5 protein-coding genes, 3 tRNA genes and 3 rRNA genes are annotated in these 24,780 nt (G+C 35.1%); all 11 read left to right on the top strand.

Translation table 11 applies throughout. The features are described from left to right. The first annotated feature begins 64 nt into the window (after positions 1–64). On the top strand, positions 65–280 hold the full coding sequence (gene rpmE, locus HBA_RS01255; RefSeq protein ID WP_097032235.1) for a 50S ribosomal protein L31: 216 nt from the start codon (positions 65–67) through the stop codon (positions 278–280). Positions 281–2,483: 2,203 nt separating this feature from the next. Next, the gene (locus HBA_RS03575; RefSeq protein WP_457920933.1) at positions 2,484–2,612 is read left to right on the top strand and encodes a hypothetical protein; all 129 of its coding nucleotides are present in this window, start codon (positions 2,484–2,486) and stop codon (positions 2,610–2,612) included. Between the two features lie 537 nt (positions 2,613–3,149). Then, the gene (locus HBA_RS01250; RefSeq protein ID WP_097032234.1) at positions 3,150–3,530 is read left to right on the top strand and encodes a hypothetical protein; all 381 of its coding nucleotides are present in this window, start codon (positions 3,150–3,152) and stop codon (positions 3,528–3,530) included. A gap of 6,944 nt (positions 3,531–10,474) precedes the next feature. Next, complete coding sequence (murI, locus tag HBA_RS01245; protein WP_097032233.1) at positions 10,475–11,326, top strand: glutamate racemase; 852 nt, start codon at positions 10,475–10,477, stop codon at positions 11,324–11,326. Positions 11,327–11,840: 514 nt separating this feature from the next. Then, positions 11,841–13,389 (top strand): 16S ribosomal RNA (locus tag HBA_RS01240). Positions 13,390–13,459: 70 nt separating this feature from the next. Next, positions 13,460–13,536 (top strand) — tRNA-Ile (locus tag HBA_RS01235). A gap of 170 nt (positions 13,537–13,706) precedes the next feature. Continuing rightward, positions 13,707–13,782 (top strand) — tRNA-Ala (locus tag HBA_RS01230). A gap of 343 nt (positions 13,783–14,125) precedes the next feature. Continuing rightward, positions 14,126–17,114: ribosomal RNA gene (locus HBA_RS01225) — 23S ribosomal RNA — on the top strand. 46 nt (positions 17,115–17,160) lie between these two features. Next, a 5S ribosomal RNA gene (rrf, locus tag HBA_RS01220) occupies positions 17,161–17,276 on the top strand. The 16S, 23S and 5S rRNA genes sit together here with 2 tRNA genes alongside, the layout of an rRNA operon. 1,502 nt (positions 17,277–18,778) lie before the next feature. After that, positions 18,779–18,991 carry a transcription antiterminator/RNA stability regulator CspE gene (cspE, locus tag HBA_RS01215; RefSeq protein WP_097032232.1) on the top strand — a complete coding sequence of 71 codons (213 nt, stop codon included), beginning with the start codon at positions 18,779–18,781 and terminating at the stop codon, positions 18,989–18,991. Positions 18,992–21,243: 2,252 nt separating this feature from the next. Continuing rightward, positions 21,244–21,315: transfer RNA gene (locus HBA_RS01210), tRNA-Arg, on the top strand. Positions 21,316–24,780 lie beyond the last annotated feature (3,465 nt).

Here is a 24,780-nt window from a genome sequence, read left to right as displayed (position 1 = left end):
ATTTGCGTATTATCTCTAGCTAAAGTAACCTAGAAGGTAACGTGATCTGACAAAGAGATTTGTTATGCAAAAAAAGATTCATCCCGAATACGTAACAATTACTGCAACTTGTTCTTGCGGTAATATCATCAAAATAAACTCTACCGTTGGTCATGACCTTAACCTGGATGTATGCAGCATTTGCCATCCATTTTATACAGGTAAACAACGGATAATTGATACGGGTGGGCGTGTTGATCGCTTTAATAAACGTTTTAGTATTCCAATAAGAAAAAAATGAGCGCTGTTTCCATAAGCAAAAACGCCGTGGCCTTCTTTTTAAGAAGCTTATTAAAGAGATAGGCTAATTCGATTTGTCTTTAGTTACACCCCCGAGATGATCAAGAATCATTGGTAGATCGAGTGTAATACTTAGTAAATCTTTTCATCTTTCTTAAATTAGTTTTGTTTAACTCCGCGGTCAAACGATAAAATTTACTTAACTAGCTTTAGTGTTTAGAAACAAGGCTGAAATAACATAAACAAGAGTAATTTCTCGAATTACAGTTTTTACCCTGCAGTATTTACCGCTTTTACTATCGCAAAAGCCTATTCGATTAGATTCGTTGTTCTTTTTGGCTCCCAGCACTGTAGGGATAGCATAATTAGCAGCCTCGTAACTTATTACTAATTAGTAAATATGCTTAAGCTATCAATTACACATAACTTGAGGAAATAAAAGCTAGTATGTTTTAGTCTATTTGTTTTAAAAAAAATATAAATACTATATATATCAGGGAATATCGTCTGCCACATTCTAGCATCTTCAAGTTTTGCCTACGGTGGAAAACCCAGCTAATGCACTTAAGATACGTACAAGTAAGTAATTAAAAAGTTTAATCCGGCTTTACTCTGATTATAAATAGCTATCTTAAATTCCAACCAGCTCCTTAAAGCTATGTACCTTCATACTGAAATAGCTATCAAAATTGGGTTTATCATGCTTATTTCACATGCATTATAATTAATCTAATGATCACAACAAATGTATTGCTAAAAAAGTGCAGGCAACCAGTTTGTGATAGTCGGTATTCGCTACCAAAATAGCGAATAGATATTCATAGACTTAAACAAACCGATATCATCAAACATCATCAGCTTATAAAATAAATAAAAATAATTTACTTTTACATAAGTGTCACTCACTAAATAATAGCCATATAAGGTTTTTACATCGCTCTAAAAGAGCGATGTAAAAATGAAAAAATTAAATATACCACACAATATAAAGATAATTTATACACAAAATAATTATATTTTAAAATGCATCATAAACTGCGAGATAATAATCTCGCTTAGCAAATAATCACATTGCAATATCATTGAAATTTATCAGTAAAATGTTACGATATAGCATATGAGAATATGCTTGACAGCAAATTTTTATAGCATTTTATTTTGTAGTAACATATTATAAATAACTATCATATAGGTTATCACGTGCTTAAATACCATACCTGTGCAAGGTATGTTTAGGGGTGCAATAAACGCGCAAAAAACATCTTGCAAAGTTAATTAAACTCGAGATAGCAATCTTATGTTTATAAGCAGCATCGTTGTTTTGTTGAGTTTAACACTCTATAATACCTAAATAAATCTCTCCCTAACCTTACGAATAATTTTTGCTATTTCTGGGATTTCATACTTTTGCTTTTTACGTAGATCGCGGTAGTCCAGAAGAAGCAGTTAGCTGGTGAAAACGTGTAAAAACGCCTCAATCAATAGTTCGCATGCGTAACATAGTACAATTTATTGATCAAGCGATGAGTTATTTCGTCAGTTAAAAATCTCAAGAACCATAAGAGAAATAAATACTGTTATATTTTAACTTTTCGTTTTTTACCATAAGTAAGCATAAGCGATGACATATTCACTTTTCTATTCCGCCATAAGACACTTGAATTTTTAACGAATAAATATAAATTATTTAAACTTTACTAAATACCTAGTATGCGGAGAAGCCTCTACTTAATATTGGTTAAATTTACCATTTATCACTATTGTATTAAATATGATTTGCATCATATATTATCTTTATGCGCAATACATGCATTAAGAATGTTTAGATATCTAAATCTACCAGTGTTTATATTCTCGCTGATTATTCTTTTGTTTTACATCTCGTTAACATTTAATAGAATATAATTCTATTATGCGCAAACTAACTATATCTTGCGGTTAGAATTAACGTCAAATAACCATTAGCAATTATAGTGCAATCATTACGCCGGTTACTCTCTTAAGTACTTATATGCTTTTACTGATCGCAACCAGCCATATGGCACCTTACTGATACTAAGGGAACCCATGCATGCAAGATATTTTGCAGCTGGTGGCAGTAAATTTAGTGCGAATTTGGTAACAAATAATATGTTAGCCATTAATTTTGTGTGTATTTTTTCTAAAAGCAAGCAGCGATATCATCGTGGCAACTTATGATTAACATGAAGATAACAACCATGGCTGCTTTAGAGTCAAAAAAGCGAAGCACGATGGTTAATACTGATCGAAAATTACCCGCAATTCTCTCTTTAGAATTGCGGGTGGTGCATGTCGCCGCTATGTGTTCTTGACGTACACCAGACTAGCACGTTATACGTCATAAACAAAATATAAATCAGCCCAAAGTTGCATAAGCCGCTTGCACTATAGATTTTAAACTAGTTGTATCTATTCATACTAAAATATCACAACAGGCATTTTGATATGATGGCAAGAGCATTTATTACCAACGATAAGCATGCAAATACTGAATTGCCCAGTGGGGCATCTATATCGTCTCGTAACTAACAACATACTTAACACAGATGTTTTTGCTACTGCCTGCATGCGTAAATTTTATTAAACAGCAAATACTGAAATAGCCGGGTAATACCCAAGATATCGACGCTTATTTATCAGCAAAATTACCGCAGATACAAAAAGGTAGAATGTCAGCTACGATATTGCCTGTTCTTCATAAAACGGTTTTGCCCTAAATTAAATTTAAGGATAAACGACTATAAAATATCCTATGTTAATTACTTACTAAGATTAAGATATTCACTCTAACCGCATCGATGGGAGTGTAGAAAACCTCATATCCAAAATATACCGCAATCATGATACATATGCGTGCAGATGCTGGTATTGACGAATACGCTTTTGCGTGGTTAGCCGCAATTAAAGATAGCAAAGATTTCATGACCGAACTAGAACCAAGCAATACAGGAAATAATGCAGCGATAAACATGAATCTGTTAGTTACAATAAAAACAAACAACTCGATTAGCCGTGAATTTCATAATTTTGACAACAGTGGTTTAATCGATATAAAATGCTACCATGCTGCTGGGGGCTATTATGTGTTAAGTAAAGGTAGGCCAGGTAATCTGATGGTAGTTCTCCACAAAAAAAAGATACATTACCAAAAGCTAAATAGGCTGATTAATGCTAGGATACAGCAATCATCAGTCTATTCATTAGATGCAGAAGAATTTTTAATATCATAAAAGCAAGCTAATTAACCTACTTAATATTTTATAGTACGGAAGCTAAGTATTGCTTATCACGTTTATGCGCGCCTTAGATAGTTGACAATAATAATATTGCTTAACAGATCTTCATAACTCACGTGGTTTACATCCAAATAGACTAAAGCACGATGAAATATGATCAGAACTAATTAGCTTATTTAATATGAAAGCATCATATGCTAGGCATGCGCCTTACAGGCGACCATCAGCACCAGTGCTAAGAAAATATTGACAGTTAAATTAATCAGTACTTAATTCAAAAGTAAACAACTTGAAAATAATCTGCATATCAGGTGGGATAGTAACAACCAAGCGTCGACCGATCTTCGAATATGGCTAAAACAGCTAACAAAGTAATAGAGCGGCTTGGTACGATACAAAAATCGCAGCAAAATAGTGATACTTAAATAATCTCGTACAATCAAGATGTTGTGATGATCAACCACACTAACTTGCAGCGTGCACAACCAGTTATTTTTGCTCATTAATGTCCGGTTTACGGCGAAATGCTATCCTATAATGATAAACTTCTTGCAGAATAACATTAATATGGATATATACAAACCAACGTGACGCTAGTGTATTAGCTAGCATCGCTAATACTATTAATCGTTATCATATTTTAACATTACTACCATACGAAGCAATGAACCTCATAGATCTTTCCTTTTTATTTTAACTATCTGATCTTGATCAATACTGAACGAAAGGCACTTTAATCTAGTTATCAGACAGCGTCACCTCTAGCTTATTGCTGATGCTACGAAAAATGTGTAGATTATCTGTGCTACAAATGCAGATAAATGCGGGGGCATGATAAACCGTCATCATGATAACGTTAAAAGGTGGTTGTGCATATCCTATAAAAGGTTACGCAGAAAGATAAAAATTACGCAAAGTTAGACGCATTAAACACCTAGACTGACCGCATATAAAACGATAATATTTTATGGCGCCCAGTTTAAATGCTGCTAAGCGGCCATGAAGTAATACAGAGAGGACTATGTAAATGTAATTAAACTGAAGAATTACCCCTGGTAGCGCAAGAGTTAAACTCTTTGCAAAATGCGCGTCATATCATCAATATGCGTTATTTTATAACTATTAGCCAAAAACTAACTTCCTATGAAGGCATTGGCATAAACCTCGAGTATTCTGTGTTTGGCATAAAAACTAACACGTCACCGACGCTGACATCTAGTCCAATAGACAACATCGTATAGTCTTATGCATCAGACACTTCAAAAAAAAATCAATAGCAGTATTTATCTAATTTAACAAAATGTGTTTTCTACTCTTTAGTTATGCAATAGCGCGAAGTAAACATTATGCATGTTAGACTAAAGCCTAACAACGATTGCTTTATCTACATGGCATATCATGCATGAATTCGCCATGGTCTTAGACAATATATCTAACTTAATCCGTATGATAATCTGCTTGCCATATATTCATAATCAAAGTATCGTGAACGAATAGACATAAAATATTATCTACGACTTGCTATGCAACTATATCTGCCAACTTAGTTATCAGGGCGGATATGAATAGAAGAGCTAAACGGCGTAAACGGCAAAACAATTAACATTGTTAACAACAAAAATAGATTAAACATAGCAGCATGCTTCTATTAAAGGGAATTATTCTTGGTCTGTAAACATTGATGGAGTTAACCGTTGATTAATATCATATTTATCGATAATCGCTTTGACTCCACCAAAGAATGTAATAAACATTAGCGATCTTGAGTATTTAATATCCTTAAATAGGCATCGTCATTTTCGACATACCATTAATTCCTGCAATATGAGTCATCCTACTTTCAGAGGAAAGTGACATAAGTTAGAAAACAAAGTTAGACATGATGTTATTATAACTAATTAGTCGTAAAGTATTACGTATCTAAGCTGCTTGTTGCGAGTAGATTAGGCACATAAGTGCTACGGGAAATGAAAGTTACGCACGAAAATGGCCTAGTTAGCAAAAATAATATATGTGAAAAACTCTGCATATTGACCTTCCCCCAAAGGGGTCTTTACCTTTTGTTGCCGCATATTTTCCGATGTTGCACCAAACCTTTTATAATCTAAACATGTAGTAGAACGAGTCCTCCAGCTAACCAACTGTTGAAACAAACTTGATAATGATAAATTAAATTATACTATTTTGACAATACTAAAATAGTAGAGAGCGTTTATTGAGATGCCGCTATTCAATCAACAGATGCAGTGAATAATTTATGCAAGTCTCTCCTGGGGAGTAGAGCTATATCGGATACTAATAATAGATTTTGTAGTGGAGATATATTAATACTGGAAAATAATTATTGTCTACGCGATCAGGCATAGAGTTTATGTTTTTAAAACGGCACTTTTCACGAAAATACGCACTTACTGGGCTACTAGTTAGGTAACCATGCGTAATATTGTGGCAAGTAGAATCACTTTACTTTCCGCGCTAGTGGGACGGCAAGAGCGTAAGAAGAACAGCATTTGCTACCTTAGCTTTTGCTCTATAGACAAAAGTCCCAAAACGCACTACCACCCTGGTATATTCGGCCTGATTCACCGCCACGTAATTGTTATCAACATTTAGCGAACTCATATCCGCAGATATTATATACAAAGCCCACATGAACAATGTGTCATCTTAGAAAGATGTACCTCTCCTTTAAGGGACCGTAAATAAATTATTAAAATATCGCAACACAAAATATGTTTTTAAAACAAAATAATACCTTTAGGTTTCTAACATGCATGACAATACATTACGTCTAAGACAGATGTTGAATAACACCGAGCCGACTTTTATAAAGAATATTCATAACGGTAAGTTCTTATTCAAATTTGCTAACATTGCTGATTGTTGTTATAACATAAATTATTGGTGATAATTTGCAATTAAATACACATGGTTTATTCTGTGATGATTGTTTATGCGAAAATATAACTTCAATCGTAAGTTGCTGAAGTTACCAAGACTAGTTTGTTAATTACATCACTGATGGCATAAATATAACGTGCTAAGATTTAATATATGCTGTTTATTTTTAAAATAAAATGGCTATCAGAATTTATTATGGATATTATCTACTTTACTTTCTAGTTTAAATATATTAATCTTACCTGTACAGTAGCTAGTCTAAAAGCTCATTCGGCTTTTATGTAATTGCCAGAACGGCAACCTATTTAATGCCATCATTAAAAACTTTAATTTATTTGTATTTTCTGTTGTGGCCAATTGATACATTATTTTCTAAAAAATAAAAAGGAACATCAGACATATTGTGATAAAAGATCGCTATTAATTGATCGCAAGTATCAGTTAAATTGATCTTAAAGTTTGTGATAAAAATTAATAAATAATCTTAGACGATAACGCCATAGCCATAAAAATAACATGGTAGTAATCGTTACTTCAATATATAATTCACTTACTTATCTTAAATAAGTATATATTATACACTTATATCTTGAGAATAATAGAGCATAAAATCACAAGCGATAAAACATTATGACGCTAATTATCTAAGATGGTGTTATATCCATAATTGATGTAGTACAATTGTTGTTTAGAAACAACACTGGCCTCGTTGGCACATATATGATAGTATTTTGTTCGAAAACCTACCGATACATATTGTAATATTGTTGTTTTATACATTAATCAATAGGTCGAAGAATATCGACGAAACTGGTATGGAGAAATAGTATTACCATGCAAAGAAAACCTTGATAAAATCTTTAATAGTCATGCAAATCGCCTAACTCAGTACTTTGGCGGAAATAATCCCGTTGTGATTACACCTTCCAAAACAGTTATTTTAGTGTTTAATTACCGCGCCTCACATGCCAAGATTGACCAATTATAATAGCTAACTGCACAACTGTCACAAAAAATAAACAAAATTTAATAGCCTGATTATAACATCAATAACCGCATATCCTAATTTTTAACTTATCAGAATAATAATTCTGACACAGATCATTTTCAAGTAGCTTTGTTTAGTCATAAACTGGGATAAAAACAAAGTATATTGAATATATAATTGAGATTAATCAATGGCATCATAATGAATTTCATGTAATTATTTTGTAGTTATGAAACTAAATGGTTTATAAAGGCGTAATATTACAACAAAAGAACGGATAAAGCGTTTACTCATTTAGGCAGCGTTCAGCAAGTTAAGCGCCAAACGTAGTTTCGTTAGCCTGATTTTGCGTTAAGTTACCCACAGTATTGGCATTTTCCCATCTGATTTTACCGACATTTCCGCGAAATGAATAAGCTAAGCCCTTTACTATGATAGATAAAAGAAGTTTAATTGTGCATCAATTAATAAATCAAGCGCGTCAACGCATCGTTAAGGGGCAATGTAATAAGCACTTAGGTAGGTATCTTTATGTAATTTATCTGTAACAATTTAATACTTTTCGCCTATTGCTGCATGAAATTTCCGGCACTTCTAGTAACTTTTGTGCCGCAATTGCGCAGGAAACTCAGCTCTGTTATCTCAGAGCTCACTGTTTATTTGGACATTTAAAATAAAATACCACGCAATTTTACCGAAGCACAGGCAAAAGCAGTAATTATTATCGTCTTAAATGCTGATGTAGAAGTACTAGATGTGACTTTGGAACAGCACAACTTGCTAGAAATACGCAGCTAGTTCTGTAACTGCGTATAATTTCCTACAGAGCTTTTATAATACAGTGCTGATTTGTACCCAAAATAATAGCAAGTAACAAGTGACGCACCCCTAGCATAACATCATACTTTTATTAACAATAATTGCATAGCATCCCTTAATAAAATTAAGTATTGCTTAGTAATTTATTTCTTTTCATTTTTTTCACATGTTGCCAAATACGCTATATGTAATACCCCTACATAAGCTCTATTAATAGAATAACGATTCTAACGGTTGATTTATTGTTAGTAGCTACAAAATTTACGCTGAAATTACTGCTGTACAGCAAAAGTGCGCCCAACTCATATCTTTTTTGCTATAGGATATAATTTCGTGCCATCAATGCTGGCAATAATTCTGGCATCATAGATTAGCTAGCATCTAAAATGCTGTTATTATCCGCAAATAAATGTATATAAAAATCACAGACACCTTTATCGTCCCGGACGAATAATCTCTTACCTAGAACTATCACATGAATCTAACACTAACGCTTACCACTCACAAAATGATGCCTGATAGCTCAGATAGATATTTGTATAAAAATTTAGATCACAAAACGTTAGCCGTTAAATATTGCACAATAGCTGCGCGCCTAAAGTGAAGTGGTTATGCAACAAGGAGGAAAAGTGGGAATTGCAGAAGATATACAATATGCATGCATCAGTCCTTTATACTCATCATTTTGTAATATTTTACTGTTTCATGCTCAGTAGCATACATTGTAAATAACCAATTATTAGCAACTCTTGTCACGCAAGTCAATATTCTTCACATGAGTACACAACCGTGCCTTTCGCATCGCTTTGGATGCATTTATATTGACTATAAAATTAGTTATTACATAATTTATATATTCAATATCATTGATATAACTGACGGTTATATTGTATCATATTAACCGCACAATATTTTAGAGACTTCAGTGGCTAATACCCTATCGGGGGTTACATGATAACTCTAAAAAATATCGCTGGCTCATTATTGCTCTGGCACATCAATTTACATGCCCTAAGTTCGGTAAAATCCCACGCCATTGCAGCATATAATATTTATATCAACATTGCACTGTATATAACTGTCATCTTCCCATCGCTCGATAAACATGAAATCGTCTATAGGTTAGGCTCTAGATGACATAATGGCCATTCAAGTAGTTTTGTTTTGATAAGCCAAATAAACTAAATTCTGCACACACGGACGTGCAATTATCCGTCACGTAGTCGCCTGCATCAATCACGTTAAGTGCAATACATAACACAACCATCGGCTATACGTGAATGTATTAACCGATTTGTCAATTTACGCAGTAAAATAATCTGTTTGAACCTGTTTAGAAAAAAAAACACTAAATCTGAGCATATCAACATCATAATCTTTGTTATGAGCTAATTGATACAAAAAATGCTAACCATAAATGGTTGATGCATATTCGCTCTTTGACTTTCAGATCAAGCATGATATGCTAAAGTTTTGTACTAATTATGCATTGATAATCCGGAATTAAGCTTCTCATGCGATCATGAGTTAGTTATGCATAAAATCCATAGCTATAAAGCTATAGTGCCAGCATCATCTATGCAAATAGTTCTATTATGTTGTCAACTGTTTTACATACTAAATGATAAATGCAGGTACTAGTTGTCTGAAAATAGTAATGGTATCTTCTTTTGCTGTACTATGCAGTACTGCAGATCAGTAACCTAATCTCGGCTAACTCTAAAGCTAGCTTTTATATGCTAGTTTATAAAAACTATATGAAGCTTATTAAAGTTAATAAGCAATTTGATATCGAGCAAAACAAGAAAGTTCGTTGCCCCACGTTAAATTAACATTTAACAACCTGACGAGAAAATAATTACGATATCGGATTGGCAAATGAGAACATCAAAGGAATAAGCTCATTTGCAATAAATGCACTGTTCTACCAAGTAATGTTGTAATACCTTTAAGATCTGATCAAATCTAAGATTAACTAAATATTGGATGACTGCATCATAACAAAGTAGTTTAGATATCCATTAATTTAATCGTAAAACATTAATTACACTGTATAATACAGTTAGTTAGGTAATGAAGTATTCATTACAACACTAATCAACTCGCAAGCTGAACTACATCGGTATTTGGAATATTGAAGCGTAATATCCATACATAACCTAATTAACAATTTGTGTTATACTTGTCAATATGTTACTTATTGTCAGCATGTTACTTGCTAAGCAGCAAGATGCGTATACTGTATTTAACGAGACTTATGTGTTTTGACGGCATCATCAAAAAAAAACCTACTATTCTTATCTTCGACTCTGGTGTAGGAGGTTTGTCAATTTATGATGAGGTCAGGAAAATATTGCCATATGCCCATTATCTATATGTGTTTGACAATGAAGCTTTCCCTTATGGGGAAAAACCACAGCAATTTATTATTGATAGAGTAGTCGCCATCATCGATGCAATCTGGCTATTACATCAAATCGATTTGATCATCGTTGCCTGTAATACTGCTAGTACAATTTCATTGCCAGCGTTGCGAAAGCGTTTTCCTTGCGAAATTATAGGCGTAGTGCCAGCAATCAAACCAGCTACTAGCCTAACCCGCAATGGGATAGTCGGACTACTGGCAACTCACGCTACCATACATCACAGCTATACTTACAATCTTATCAATCAATTCGCAAGCGATTGTCAAATTTTGCAATTGAGTATGTCTAAATTAGTAGAGATAGCTGAAGCTAAATTGCAAGGAGAAATGGTACAGCAGCCAATGCTTTGTAAGCTTTTACGTCCCTGGTTAAAAGCAGAACAACCTCCTGATACGATTATACTTGGATGTACTCACTTTCCCTTGCTAAGTCAAGAATTAAAAGCGGTACTTCCCGCAGGAACTCACCTAGTCAATTCTGGATCAGCCATTGCACGTCGCGCTGCCTGGCTAGTAACGAATAATATGGATATTAATGACCTCAGAGAGGGGATGGAAAACGTAACCTACCGACTCGCCAATACTCCGCAATCTATGATGCTGAAACCAGTATTGATGCGTTATGGTTTGGGAACATTAAAAAATCTTACGCTGTAACTAGCAGAATATGCTTTGCTATCATTTTTCTCTGTGCTTATTATACAGCTATAAACTCACGATCTAATTGGGGATAGTAGATTTCATCTACGAGCAAATAAAAATTTGCAACGCATTGGTGTTTAAATTAATTACAGATCTTAAACAATAAACAAATGTTTAAAATTATTTTATGTATCAACAGGTTACGCAAAATTATAATTAATGCTTGTTATATGTTATGAAAGTGCTATAATTAATCTTAGTAAAAGACCACCTTTTGCTAAGGGGTTTCATCAAAAATAAACTAGTTGCTACAAGCAAATAAAACTTGACTTTACAGCAAAAAGGCTGTAAGGTGCAAAGCCTAGTTTTTATGAATTAAGGTTGTACACTGCTCTTTAAAAATTTATCAGACAATCTGTGTGGGCACTCACAAGATGATATCAACACATGCAATATCAACTCCTAAAGAGAGTAAGGATAAGTATTCATTTGAATACCAATGTTACTCTTTTAGAGTTAAGCAATTAGTTAATTGAAGAGTTTGATCATGGCTCAGATTGAACGCTGGCGGCAGGCCTAACACATGCAAGTCGAGCGGCAACGAAAAGAAACTTAGTTTCTTTGTCGGCGAGCGGCGAACGGGTGAGTAATATCTGGGAATCTGCCCGATGGAGGGGGATAACTACTGGAAACGGTAGCTAATACCGCGTAACGTCGCGAGACCAAAGTGGGGGACCATCTATGGCCTCACACCATCGGATGAGCCCAGATGGGATTAGCTAGTAGGTGAGGTAATAGCTCACCTAGGCAACGATCCCTAGCTGGTCTGAGAGGATAACCAGCCACACTGGAACTGAGACACGGTCCAGACTCCTACGGGAGGCAGCAGTGGGGAATATTGCACAATGGGGGAAACCCTGATGCAGCCATGCCGCGTGTGTGAAGAAGGCCTTAGGGTTGTAAAGCACTTTCGGCGGAGAAGAAGACAATGGTTGTTAATAGCACCATTGGTTGACGTTAACCGCAGAAGAAGCACCGGCTAACTCCGTGCCAGCAGCCGCGGTAATACGGAGGGTGCGAGCGTTAATCGGAATTACTGGGCGTAAAGAGTACGCAGGCGGCCAATTAAGTCAGATGTGAAATCCCTGGGCTTAACCTAGGAACTGCATTTGAAACTGATAGGCTAGAGTCTCGTAGAGGGGGGTAGAATTCCAGGTGTAGCGGTGAAATGCGTAGAGATCTGGAGGAACACCCGTGGCGAAGGCGACCCCCTGGACAAAGACTGACGCTCAGGTACGAAAGCGTGGGGAGCAAACAGGATTAGATACCCTGGTAGTCCACGCCGTAAACGATGTCGATTTGAAGGTTAGGGCCTTGATTCCTGACTTTCGAAGCTAACGCGTTAAATCGACCGCCTGGGGAATACGACCGCAAGGTTAAAACTCAAATGAATTGACGGGGGCCCGCACAAGCGGTGGAGCATGTGGTTTAATTCGATGCAACGCGAAAAACCTTACCTACTCTTGACATCCAGAGAACTAGGCAGAAATGCCTGGGTACCCTTAAAGGGTACTCTGAGACAGGTGCTGCATGGCTGTCGTCAGCTCGTGTTGTGAAATGTTGGGTTAAGTCCCGCAACGAGCGCAACCCTCATCCTTTGTTGCCAGCGATTTAGTCGGGAACTCAAAGGAGACTGCCAGTGATAAACCGGAGGAAGGTGGGGATGACGTCAAGTCATCATGGCCCTTACGAGTAGGGCTACACACGTGCTACAATAGCGCGCACAAAGAGAAGCAATCTCGCGAGAGTCAGCAAACCTCATAAAATGCGTTTTAGTCCGGATTGGAGTCTGCAACTCGACTCCATGAAGTCGGAATCGCTAGTAATCGTGGATCAGAATGCCACGGTGAATACGTTCCCGGGCCTTGTACACACCGCCCGTCACACCATGGGAGTGGGTTGTAAAAGAAGTAGGTAGCTTAACCTTCGGGAGGGCGCTTACCACTTTATGATTCATGACTGGGGTGAAGTCGTAACAAGGTAACCGTAGGGGAACCTGCGGTTGGATCACCTCCTTACCTAAACGATACCGTTAAGTGATGTGTCCACACAGATTGTCTGATACTTGCAGTAAGCGAAACCTTCTTTAGGCTTGTAGCTCAGTTGGTTAGAGCACACCCCTGATAAGGGTGAGGTCGGTGGTTCAAGTCCACTCAGGCCTACCAGGCATGCTTATTTCAATAAGCAAGACAACAGGTTGTAAACAAACAACCTCATCAAGCAAGTCTAGCATGCAACAAAAAGCACTGGGTTGCCATTCTGTTTACTGCATATTATAAATAGTGGTTACCTATCAATACAGATAGCTAATGGTATGTGCAAATTCAAGCAATTTGGGGCTATAGCTCAACTGGGAGAGCGCCTGCTTTGCACGCAGGAGGTCAGCGGTTCGATCCCGCTTAGCTCCACCATTAGGTGGTATAGGTTTATACTGTAATTTGTTTAGAATACAATTCTAATCCATACCAAGAAAATCTCGCTCTTTAATAATCTGGAACAAGCTAAACTTAAAATAACAAACAAACCTAAAACAGCACAGTAATGCTATTTTAGCGCTACAACCAATACTGCTATTTAGCAAAAGCGCATAAACAACGTAGATAAGTGCACGTAAATTATTATGGCAGAACTTAAATGCATGTCATACAGGCATCTTAGTAAGGTATATGTGTATTAATAAATATTATACATAAGGCTGCCAAAAGCTTGATTGCACATAGCCTGGTAAAACAGGCAAACAGCTCAGGGTTGTAAGGTTAAGTAAATAAAGCGTACACGGTGGATGCCTAGGCAGTCAGAGGCGATGAAGGACGTGCTAATCTGCGAAAAGCGTCGGTAAGCTGATGAGAAGCACTATTAGCCGGCGATATCCGAATGGGAAAACCCGATGCAACAAATTGCATCATTGTTAAGTAAATAAATAGCTTGGCAAAGCAAACCAGGGGAACTGAAACATCTCAGTACCCTGAGGAAAAGAAATCAATTGAGATTCCCTCAGTAGTGGCGAGCGAACAGGGAACAGCCTAGAGCCATCATCAACTTACGCATCAAAAGAACGGTCTGGAAAGTCCGGCTACAAAGGGTGATAGCCCCGTACTCAAAGGTGCGCTTGTTGTGAGCTCAACAAGTAGGGCGGGACACGTGATATCCTGTCTGAAGATGGGGGGACCATCCTCCAAGGCTAAATACTCCTGACTGACCGATAGTGAACTAGTACCGTAAGGGAAAGGTGAAAAGAACCCCGGTGAGGGGAGTGAAATAGAACCTGAAACCGTGTACGTACAAGCAGTAGGAGCATCTTTTCTTAAGGTGTGACTGCGTACCTTTTGTATAATGGGTCAGCGACTTATATTCTGTAGCGAGGTTAACCGTATAGGGGAGCCACAGGGAAACCGAGTCTTAACTGGGCGTCTTTAGTTGCAGGATATAGACCCGAAACCCGGTGATCTAGCCATGAGCAGGTTGAAGGTTAGGTAACACTAACTGAAGGACCGAACCGACTAATGTTGAAAAATTAACGGATGACTTGTGGCTAGGGGTGAAAGGCCAATCAAACCGGGAGATAGCTGGTTCTCCCCGAAAGCTATTTAGGTAGCGCCTCGTGAATTTATCTACGGGGGTAGAGCACTGTTTCGGTTAGGGGTCCATCCCGGATTACCAATCCGATGCAAACTGCAAATACCGTAGAATATTATCACGGGAGACACACGGCGGGTGATAACGTCCGTCGTGAAGAGGGAAACAACCCAGACCGCCAGCTAAGGTCCCAAAGTCATGGTTAAGTGGGAAACGATGTGAGCAGGCCCAGACAGCCAGGATGTTGGCTTAGAAGCAGCCATCATTTAAAGAAAGCGTAATAGCTCACTGGTCGAGTCAACTTGCGCGGAAAATGTAACGGGGCTAAAACCATGCACCGAAGCTGCGGCAACGGACGTATCACTTAAAGTACCTAAACATAAATACATAATTACATATCACACAACAAAGGCACTTTAAGTGATACGTCCGTTGGGTAGGGGAGCGTTCTGTAACGCCTGCGAAGGCAACCCGTGAGGGTTGCTGGAGGTATCAGAAGTGCGAATGCTGACATAAGTAACGATAAAGCGGGTGAAAAACCCGCTCGCCGAAAGACTAAGGGTTCCTGTTCAACGCTAATCGAAGCAGGGTAAGTCGATCCCTAAGGCGAGGCCGAAAGGCGTAGTCGATGGTAAACAGGTTAATATTCCTGTACTAGGTGTGACTGCGAAGGGGGGACGAAGAAAGCTAGGTTCGCCGGGCGACGGTTGTCCCGGTTTAAGCGTGAAGGTGGAATAAGCAGGCAAATCCGCTTATTCATTAACACTGAGGCGTAATGACGAGCCACCAAAAGGTGGTAAAGGCAACTGATGCTACGCTTCCAGGAAAAGCCTCTAAGCACCAAAATCACACCAAATCGTACCCCAAACCGACACAGGTAGTCAGGTAGAGAATACTAAGGCGCTTGAGAGAACTCGGGTGAAGGAACTAGGCAAAATAGTGCCGTAACTTCGGGAAAAGGCACGCTAGCATGTAAGTAAAAGGTCTTGCACCTCTAGCTGAGAGCTAGCCACAGATACCAGCTGGCTGCAACTGTTTATTAAAAACACAGCACTGTGCAAACACGAAAGTGGACGTATACGGTGTGAAGCCTGCCCGGTGCCGGAAGGTTAATTGATAGAGTTATCACTTATGAGAAGCCCTTGATCGAAGCCCCGGTAAACGGCGGCCGTAACTATAACGGTCCTAAGGTAGCGAAATTCCTTGTCGGGTAAGTTCCGACCTGCACGAATGGCGTAATGATGGCCAGGCTGTCTCCACCCGAGACTCAGTGAAATTGAACTCGCCGTGAAGATGCGGCGTACCCGCGGCAAGACGGAAAGACCCCGTGAACCTTTACTATAGCTTGACACTGAACATTGACTCTTGATGTGTAGGATAGGTGGGAGGCTTTGAAGTGCAGACGCCAGTCCGCATAGAGCCAACCTTGAAATACCACCCTTTAAATGTTTAATGTTCTCACTCAGACCCGTAATCCGGGTCGAAGACAATGTCTGGTGGGTAGTTTGACTGGGGCGGTCTCCTCCCAAAATGTAACGGAGGAGCACAAAGGTTAGCTAATCACGGTCGGAAATCGTGAGATTAGTGCAAAGGCATAAGCTAGCTTAACTGCGAGAGCGACAACTCAAGCAGATGCGAAAGCAGGTCTTAGTGATCCGGTGGTTCTGTATGGAAGGGCCATCGCTCAACGGATAAAAGGTACTCCGGGGATAACAGGCTAATACCGCCCAAGAGTTCATATCGACGGCGGTGTTTGGCACCTCGATGTCGGCTCATCACATCCTGGGGCTGAAGCAGGTCCCAAGGGTATGGCTGTTCGCCATTTAAAGTGGTACGTGAGCTGGGTTTAGAACGTCGTAAGACAGTTCGGTCCCTATCTGCCGTGGGCGCTGGAAGATTGAGAGGGGCTACTCCTAGTACGAGAGGACCGGAGTGGACGCACCGCTGGTGTTCGGGTTGTCATGCCAATGGCATTGCCCGGTAGCTACGTGCGGAAGAGATAACTGCTGAAAGCATCTAAGCAGGAAGCTTGCCTCAAGATAAGTCTTCCCTGAGGCCTAAAACCTCCTGAAGGGACGTTAAAGACGATGACGTTGATAGGTCGGGTGTGTAAGCGTTGCGAAGCGTTGAGCTAACCGATACTAATGACCCGTGAGAACTTAACCTTACAACACCTGAGCTGTTTGAAAAACATATAATATAAAAAGAATTTGCTTGGCGGCACTAGCGCGGTGGACCCACCTGAACCCATGCCGAACTCAGAAGTGAAACGCCGTAGCGCCGATGATAGTGTGGGGCCTCCCCATGCGAAAGTAGGGAACTGCCAGGCATCCATTAAAACCCTTTGCTTAACGCAAAGGGTTTTTTTTAAACTCAATTTACTTGTACGATGGTAAGCACCATGCCGCCACCGAAATATTAAATAGGTATATAAAGCCAATGTACTTTGGTAGCTTACATCAACAGAATAAAAACTCTCCATAACAACTTTGTTATTCAAAACAACAAAGTAAGCTTATAATGAAACTTATTTCCAGCAACGAATTATTTTATGACACTATATATCTAGTCTTTATGTAAGAGATATTTCTGTTGAGTTATCAATTTTAGCATTTTGCAAATTACTTTCAATTTTAATATCATGCATTACATGACACACAGAAATAATTTAATATAATAAATTAACTTACATTTAATAATAAAAACTATATGTTAGTCAGTAACACCTAGTTATAAAGTTAATTTAAACTAATTAATAGTGTTAATAATACTGTTAATTAGTTATTAAAATATTACAAAGGCTTAACTTCAATATCTTAATACTTCTGTCAATACGGTCTAAAATAACCTGATTGTACCGCATTTTACTAACACAGCAAACAATCCGTTTTATTGTCTAGATTATTAATGATAATTAAGTTGACTTATTAGGTAGTTAAACACTTATACTGATATTGAGGTTGTGAACAACAAAATTAAGAATAAATCGTATCTACTTCACTTAACTACAATACGATAAAGGGTTTCTAATTAGTCATCTGGCTATATTTAACTTTGTGATATAACTAAAATAACTGTAGAATATGCTCAAAAACTATTTACATTCACACAAGTCAACTTTACATTTATATTAATATAAAAATCTGAAGGAACTATCGCCTGCTACTGCATTAAATAAAATATTTTCTTAACCTTATCTAAAAGGGCTACAGCATAAATATAATTCACTACCATAACACGTCAATATTGAAATTAGTGTGTTACTAACATCATATCTGCAAATAACTCATTAGGCGTAATAAAGCAACCAAATTTTGGTGTATTGAAAACCTGTTAACTTCTTAAAATAGCATGAAGAATGTAATCTCAAAACAAAGTGATGATAAAATGGCAAATAGGATTAAATAGTTTTTTAACAAATAATTTTATGCCTTAACATCATAAAACAGACTTGTGGTATAGTTGATTTCTTAGCAGTAAATGGCACAAAAACAATCTTAAAGTAAGGTAAATCCCGTATAATAACAAAGAGAATAATAATACTACCATTTTAGAAGTAACAAAAATACGTTGCGCCAAACATCTCCTCTAGCGAGATATTATTTTTTTTCGTAAAAACTCTTGCTCCTGTGATGCTAGTATGCGTTAATATAAGAACGAGTCTGTAATATAGACAAATTTATGTAAGTCATTTAGTAAAGCCACTCAATAAAAGAAATAGGTTAATGTCAATTATAAACGAATATCTTTCTTAAATACTTATTCATAAATACATGCTACAAACAGGCTCTTTATCCCCATGAATGTTTTTTCTTAAGTAAGGAATAATAAATGTCTAACAAAATCACTGGCTTAGTAAAATGGTTTGATTCAAGTAAAGGCTTTGGTTTCATTACTCCAAGCGATGGAAGCAAAGATGTGTTTGTTCATTTTTCTGCCATTCAAAGCAACAACTTCAAAACTCTTGATGAAGGCCAACGCGTAGAATTCACCATTGAGCAGGGTCAGAAAGGTCCATCTGCTGCTAACGTAGTTAGCCTGTAAATACCATAATAGATCCCAATGAAATGTCGGCGAAACACTAAGCAAGTCGCCGTCGTTTTGTATAGATTGAGACTAACATAACGCAAATTAATAAGCGCATCGAACGCGACAATATAGTGATTAATTCAAAAACGTTTTATTTTAATGAGGAAATTAGTAAAACAAGCTTATTTGTTGTAACAATAAACTATTGATGACGTACGGCACATCGGGAGTGCATTTTGTTTTATAAACTTTTTGGCTTACCGATGTGTTTTTTTTCAATATAAACAAAAGAAAGATACGCGCATTAATACTCTTTACATATCGAAACTACGCATATACGTCGTAGTTTTCTTATAACCATCATGGAGTGCTATAAATTATTTTCAACAATACGGGCGCCCGCCCTAGAATTATCCTCCTTTCTTTCCTAACCATCAACATCTTTATACTCAAATATAAAAGCTAATATATCATTAACTATATACTTATAACCATATATAATTAATAATAAGCAAAATGAATAAGATTTAAAATAAATGATAATCATGTTTTAATTTAAATATTCATCCTATCAAGATATTCTAACTCCTAAAGGTGGAGAATATTAAAATCAAACAATTATTGCTGTAATTGATATTTAGTCCATAAATGACTGGCAAAGTTATCTCTCCGTCACAGTCATGTCAGCCGACTAGGCTACTATTTATGTTAATTATATCGAAGCCTGGATTTACTAAAGAATCGTAACAATAGTTTGCTTCCCTTTTATTATAAAATTGTTATTAGTACTATCCCCGTTACAATTGCAATGCGTTACATATCATGCTTTGTGCCTACCGTTAAGGTTTCAAGTTAGAAACCATATTAGTATCATCAGATACCCGTTTAGAAATTAACAATAAAACATTATCTTATTTTAATACAAACAATAACTTAACTCTGCAATAATAAAAGTTTACACGGTAGTTCACCATTCATATTTATTATTTTGTTACAAGATGAAACATGAACCCTGTTCAGGCTTGATTATAGTACTTTCACATTAAGCTAAAATATTAAATAGACCTCTATTGTTACACCGGCCACATTGTTCATAAAACATTATCCTGTATGTAGGTTAATACAAAGAATGTTTACACATCACTTCATCTAAATAGATGAAAATAAACTAACCCTACATCCGAAACTACCAAATTACTCATCAATCTAAGTAACTTTTTTCTTACTGGTTAGAACTTTACTTCTGCGCTGCGAAATGATAAAATTTAAAGGCATATTTGCAGAAAATCCAGAATAAATAATACTATTCTTGTTATCAGGTTATGATTTATAACGACGTTGAAGTAAGTTGTAGCCTTATTAGACTTTAGATAAAACTAACACCATGATATGTAAAAGTATACTGCAATGTGAGAATAAAAAAACAAATACTATAATGCTGTAAAAACACCTGATGACCAATGATTTACAATGTCCCGACTAATACCAAAAATAAAATTAACTTAAAGTAAATAAACCACAGGCTTGAGCAACCTATAATGAAACGATTTGTTAAATAACTTGCCTCTAAACATGTAATAACATATCTGGGTAAGTGATAAACCGCCATGTTATCAACTCGTTAACTATTTAAGCGTTTCTGCAGCGACAAAGCTAACAAAATGGCACTCTGTGCGTCTAGTAAACGAAAGAAAGTAATTAAAAATTATCACGATCGACCTAGATGGTGATAACCTATCATAACTTAGGAGTTTTGGAGAAGGGAAGATCTATTAACTAAGAGTCACTCATGTCAGATCATTATTTTAATTTTCTACATGATACAAGGTATATTTAGCAAATACTTCGTCGATCACAAATTATATGACATTAAATAAGTAAAACATTAAGTAATCTGTAACTCTGCTGGTGTTAATTAAATACGACTGGCATTAATTGCTATCTTAACACTAACTACCATTATTAATAGACATTTTAAAAGAATAAAAATAAAATACTTTCCTAAACGCAACTATCTCTCTCCATGGAGATGTTAAGTAAAAAGAGATTAGTGTGCCTCTCCTATTAAATTTTAAAAATCAACTGTGATACGCTCGCTATGTGCTCTCAGAAAGCTTATACATAAAACAATATAGGCCGCGCGTATTACACATTTGGCAATTATTGTGATAGAAAATAGATAGTTAACTATACATAGATAAATAGAATAAGGCAGGATGCTAATATCTTAGTATATGAAATATGCTTTGCTAACCATTTATTAATGTGTCTCCGTAGTTAAATGGATATAACAAGCCCCTCCTAAGGGCTAGTTACAGGTTCGATTCCTGCCGGAGACATTATTTTATACAGCATTTAAAATTATTTAATAAAATATATCGTTTATTTAATAAACTATATATAAATAGCGTTAATTAACGATTTTAGATTAAATTTAATATAGCTTATGCATACTTTATAAGTTTTACGTAATTAATTTTGGTATTCAGAATAATTTACAATTAAATAGATAATTATATAACTATATATAAACTAACTACTTAATTCCTAGAGTTAAGTCGCTTTGATGAAAGCAAAATAATAAACTTGTAAAGTATATACTAAATATTAAATAATTTAAAATTACTATTTATCTTAAATAGTACAACCAATAACAAAAAAATGAACAACTAATAAAACATTAGTAATGTATACTACTATAATAAGTACTTTATTAAATATTTTATTCACCATGACAATAAACTTTATCAAACATAACATCACACTATCTACTAATATAGTACTAATCACTAACAAAATAAAATTTATTTTAGTTAATTAATAGCATGATTTAACTTAACATAAATAAAACACATAAGTAATACCATCTTAAAATAACAACACATTTGCTACAAGGTTAGCAAATCTATGCGCAATCAAAATAAAACATAAAAATGATTGTAAACTAATTTAGTTTAAGTATATTAATAACTACAAATAAATTATGAAATATACTATTTCATAAGACTATTATCATATTAAGCAATAAACTTTCCAAAACAACCAAAACTATAAATAAAATCACGAATATTTTAGAACATATGAAATAATAAATAATAAACCGAATATTACATTAGATATCATCTATATCATCAAATAATTTAGTATCAAATAAATTTAATTTTATATATAACATAAATATGTTGTGTTATATGTATATTTTTATTTTAATTTAATTAGCTAACATCTAGCGCTTGTTAATAAAAACAAAAACATGAATGTATGCATAATATTTATAAAGATAGAAGAATGCTATAGCACATATATTATGTGATAATATTAATAGTAAAAGCGAAGTGCTATACTTTTGTTAAAATGAATACAACAATTTATCTTGATATTATTTTAAAATTTTCTTAGTAATATTTAGAATAAATAATTATAGAATATAATAGCTTTATTGTTTGTATAAACGTTAACATTTTACTACTTTAGCCATAAAACTAAGTAATTTAATTAAATATGACATGAACTGTTAATGTTCTATTAACTACATATGTTTTTTAAATAAAAATTATGAAACACTGCCAACTACGTTTAGTATATAATAAATTATAATAGCAACAAACACGTTAAAAGATTAATTTTTCATTACTAGTTATCAACTATACAGAACAATATGATACTTTGAAGTAACTTACATATAAACGGTTGAAGTTTTAGTGTATATAGCGTTCGTATTAAGTTACTTCTCTCATAAACAAATAAAATAGCTAAGTTAACTTAGTTAAATAAAGCAATCACTGATAAAACATTTTAGATTACCAGGGAGTTGCGTGTTAGATTTTTAAATGTAATGTTTTACAAACAAACTAAAGAAGATACGTTACAAGTAGTAACTCTCTAAAAAGGAGCGCTGCGCACGTTATAAAATAACGCAAAACATAAACAGATAAGAGGATTTAACGAAATAGGATAAACCTAATAGAGTCAATTCACAGGAGCTACAAAACATAATAATGATAAGGATATATACAAATCAAGATGTTACCGAAAAGTATTTTGTGATTATACCACATCATAAAGTGACTATAGAGACATTAAATCTCAAATTTGAACACCGAATTTTAATGTCAAATGCATTAGAGAGATTTTCATAATCAACCAGCTAAAAGTCAGCACATGATGTGCTTACTATAATTTTCATTTATCTTTAAGCTTAAGCACATTGTACACAACATCAAACCATACTTATCTGTTTTACTAAGTTTTTAAAAATATGACAATCGATTTCCCGCCGCTACACACATCAACTAATTCTATTCGTATTCTTTTAATATATGCATCAAGCTCAATTATCAGCTAAAATAGTTATCAACTAATAATAACTCTATCAGGTCCGCATAACAAATAAGATGGTTAAAAATTAATTGCTATATCCTCTATTAGGAATTAGTTATGGGTTGAGCAACGTTATAATTAACAACAATTTAACCATAAACCACACCACGCTCATAGCGACCTATCTTAATGCAGCATGGCCAACTCTAGCCAAAAATTACAGCTCGAAGTTAATCACCACAGTATTACTAAAAGGGAAATAAATACGAATAAAAAACCCGACACAGCAACGTTCCCGTTAGCTTCTTAAGCTGCTAATTATAATGATGGCATAATGGATCTATCAGGTTTATTTCGTGATAAAGATCATAATTAAAGTCAAAAACCTTACAAAAGTAATAACTTTGTCAGCGCAGCCGGTGACAGTAAGCACTTTTACAATACGGTAAATTTAATAATCAAAGTAAACATGACTAAAATATCTAAAGTTTTGTAACATTAAAGACCCTAGTAAGATAGACATCTTAAAATAAATCTGATATTAATCATATATAATAAAATACATTTATCAATGTTTCATTATAAATAAATATTGACAATAGCAAATAAATTAAACCGCATTTATCAAACTTAGCTTTTATACGCTAATATAATCTTATAGGCTATCACAGCAAATTTGCCGGAAACACAAATAAACTTAGCATCAAAGTGCAGAACACATAAATCAGTTATTTATTTAAAGTATTATTAAATACCATATTAAAAACATAATTATTATCAATGAGATAGCTTTTCTATGTTTATAATATTTTGATCAGCAAAATAAAATTTTTGCATTAGTTACACGATTATGTTACGGATTAAAGTTAATGCTCATATATAGAGAAAAGAACGGAAGAGTATTGCGGATAAAACTTATAACTTCACAAAAATGAAGGTTGCTAGAACTATAGCAGGAAAACAGTAATTATATTATTATCAAAAATAAAACTTTATATTAATACAATTTGATACAAATCATCTATAATAACAAGACAGGTAATAGTGAATCATGTTCTGAAACAGATAATTGTTGCCACATACCGACACAATTAATTTGCAAATATATATGGCCAGTTAGTATTTATTTAGTAAAACCAATCAAAATATTTAGCCATAATTATTAATTACTGTAAGTATACAGAAGTGTATTTCTTATACTAATAACTAAAAAAACGAAAATTTCTCAGTTTTATTCGTATTTTATCCCGATGGCAATCATCTACCTCTAATCTCAAAATTAATATCAAAAGTTTACGATAGTATTCTTAGGGTTAAACTAATTTATAATATAATTATACGTAACGTGGTTATAAGACAATACTGCTAATTTTTGCTCTACAACTTACAGAAAGTAACTAACTGCAGTTATAGATGTGGTAACACAAAAAATAAAAGGATTAGCACAGATACTATTATCTGCTAACTCATTATTAATGAGTTAA

Source organism: Sodalis endosymbiont of Henestaris halophilus, assembly GCF_900161835.1.
Lineage (GTDB): Bacteria > Pseudomonadota > Gammaproteobacteria > Enterobacterales > Enterobacteriaceae.
The sequence above is the reverse complement of the archived record's forward strand: the minus strand, read 5'-3'. Positions and strand labels throughout refer to the sequence as shown.

Coding starts and splice junctions, on each gene's coding strand:
- rpmE (WP_097032235.1), top strand. CDS start 65: ATGCAAAAAAAGATTCATCCCGAATACGTAACAATTACTGCAACTTGT.
- HBA_RS03575 (WP_457920933.1), top strand. CDS start 2,484: ATGAAGATAACAACCATGGCTGCTTTAGAGTCAAAAAAGCGAAGCACG.
- HBA_RS01250 (WP_097032234.1), top strand. CDS start 3,150: ATGCGTGCAGATGCTGGTATTGACGAATACGCTTTTGCGTGGTTAGCC.
- murI (WP_097032233.1), top strand. CDS start 10,475: ATGCGTATACTGTATTTAACGAGACTTATGTGTTTTGACGGCATCATC.
- cspE (WP_097032232.1), top strand. CDS start 18,779: ATGTCTAACAAAATCACTGGCTTAGTAAAATGGTTTGATTCAAGTAAA.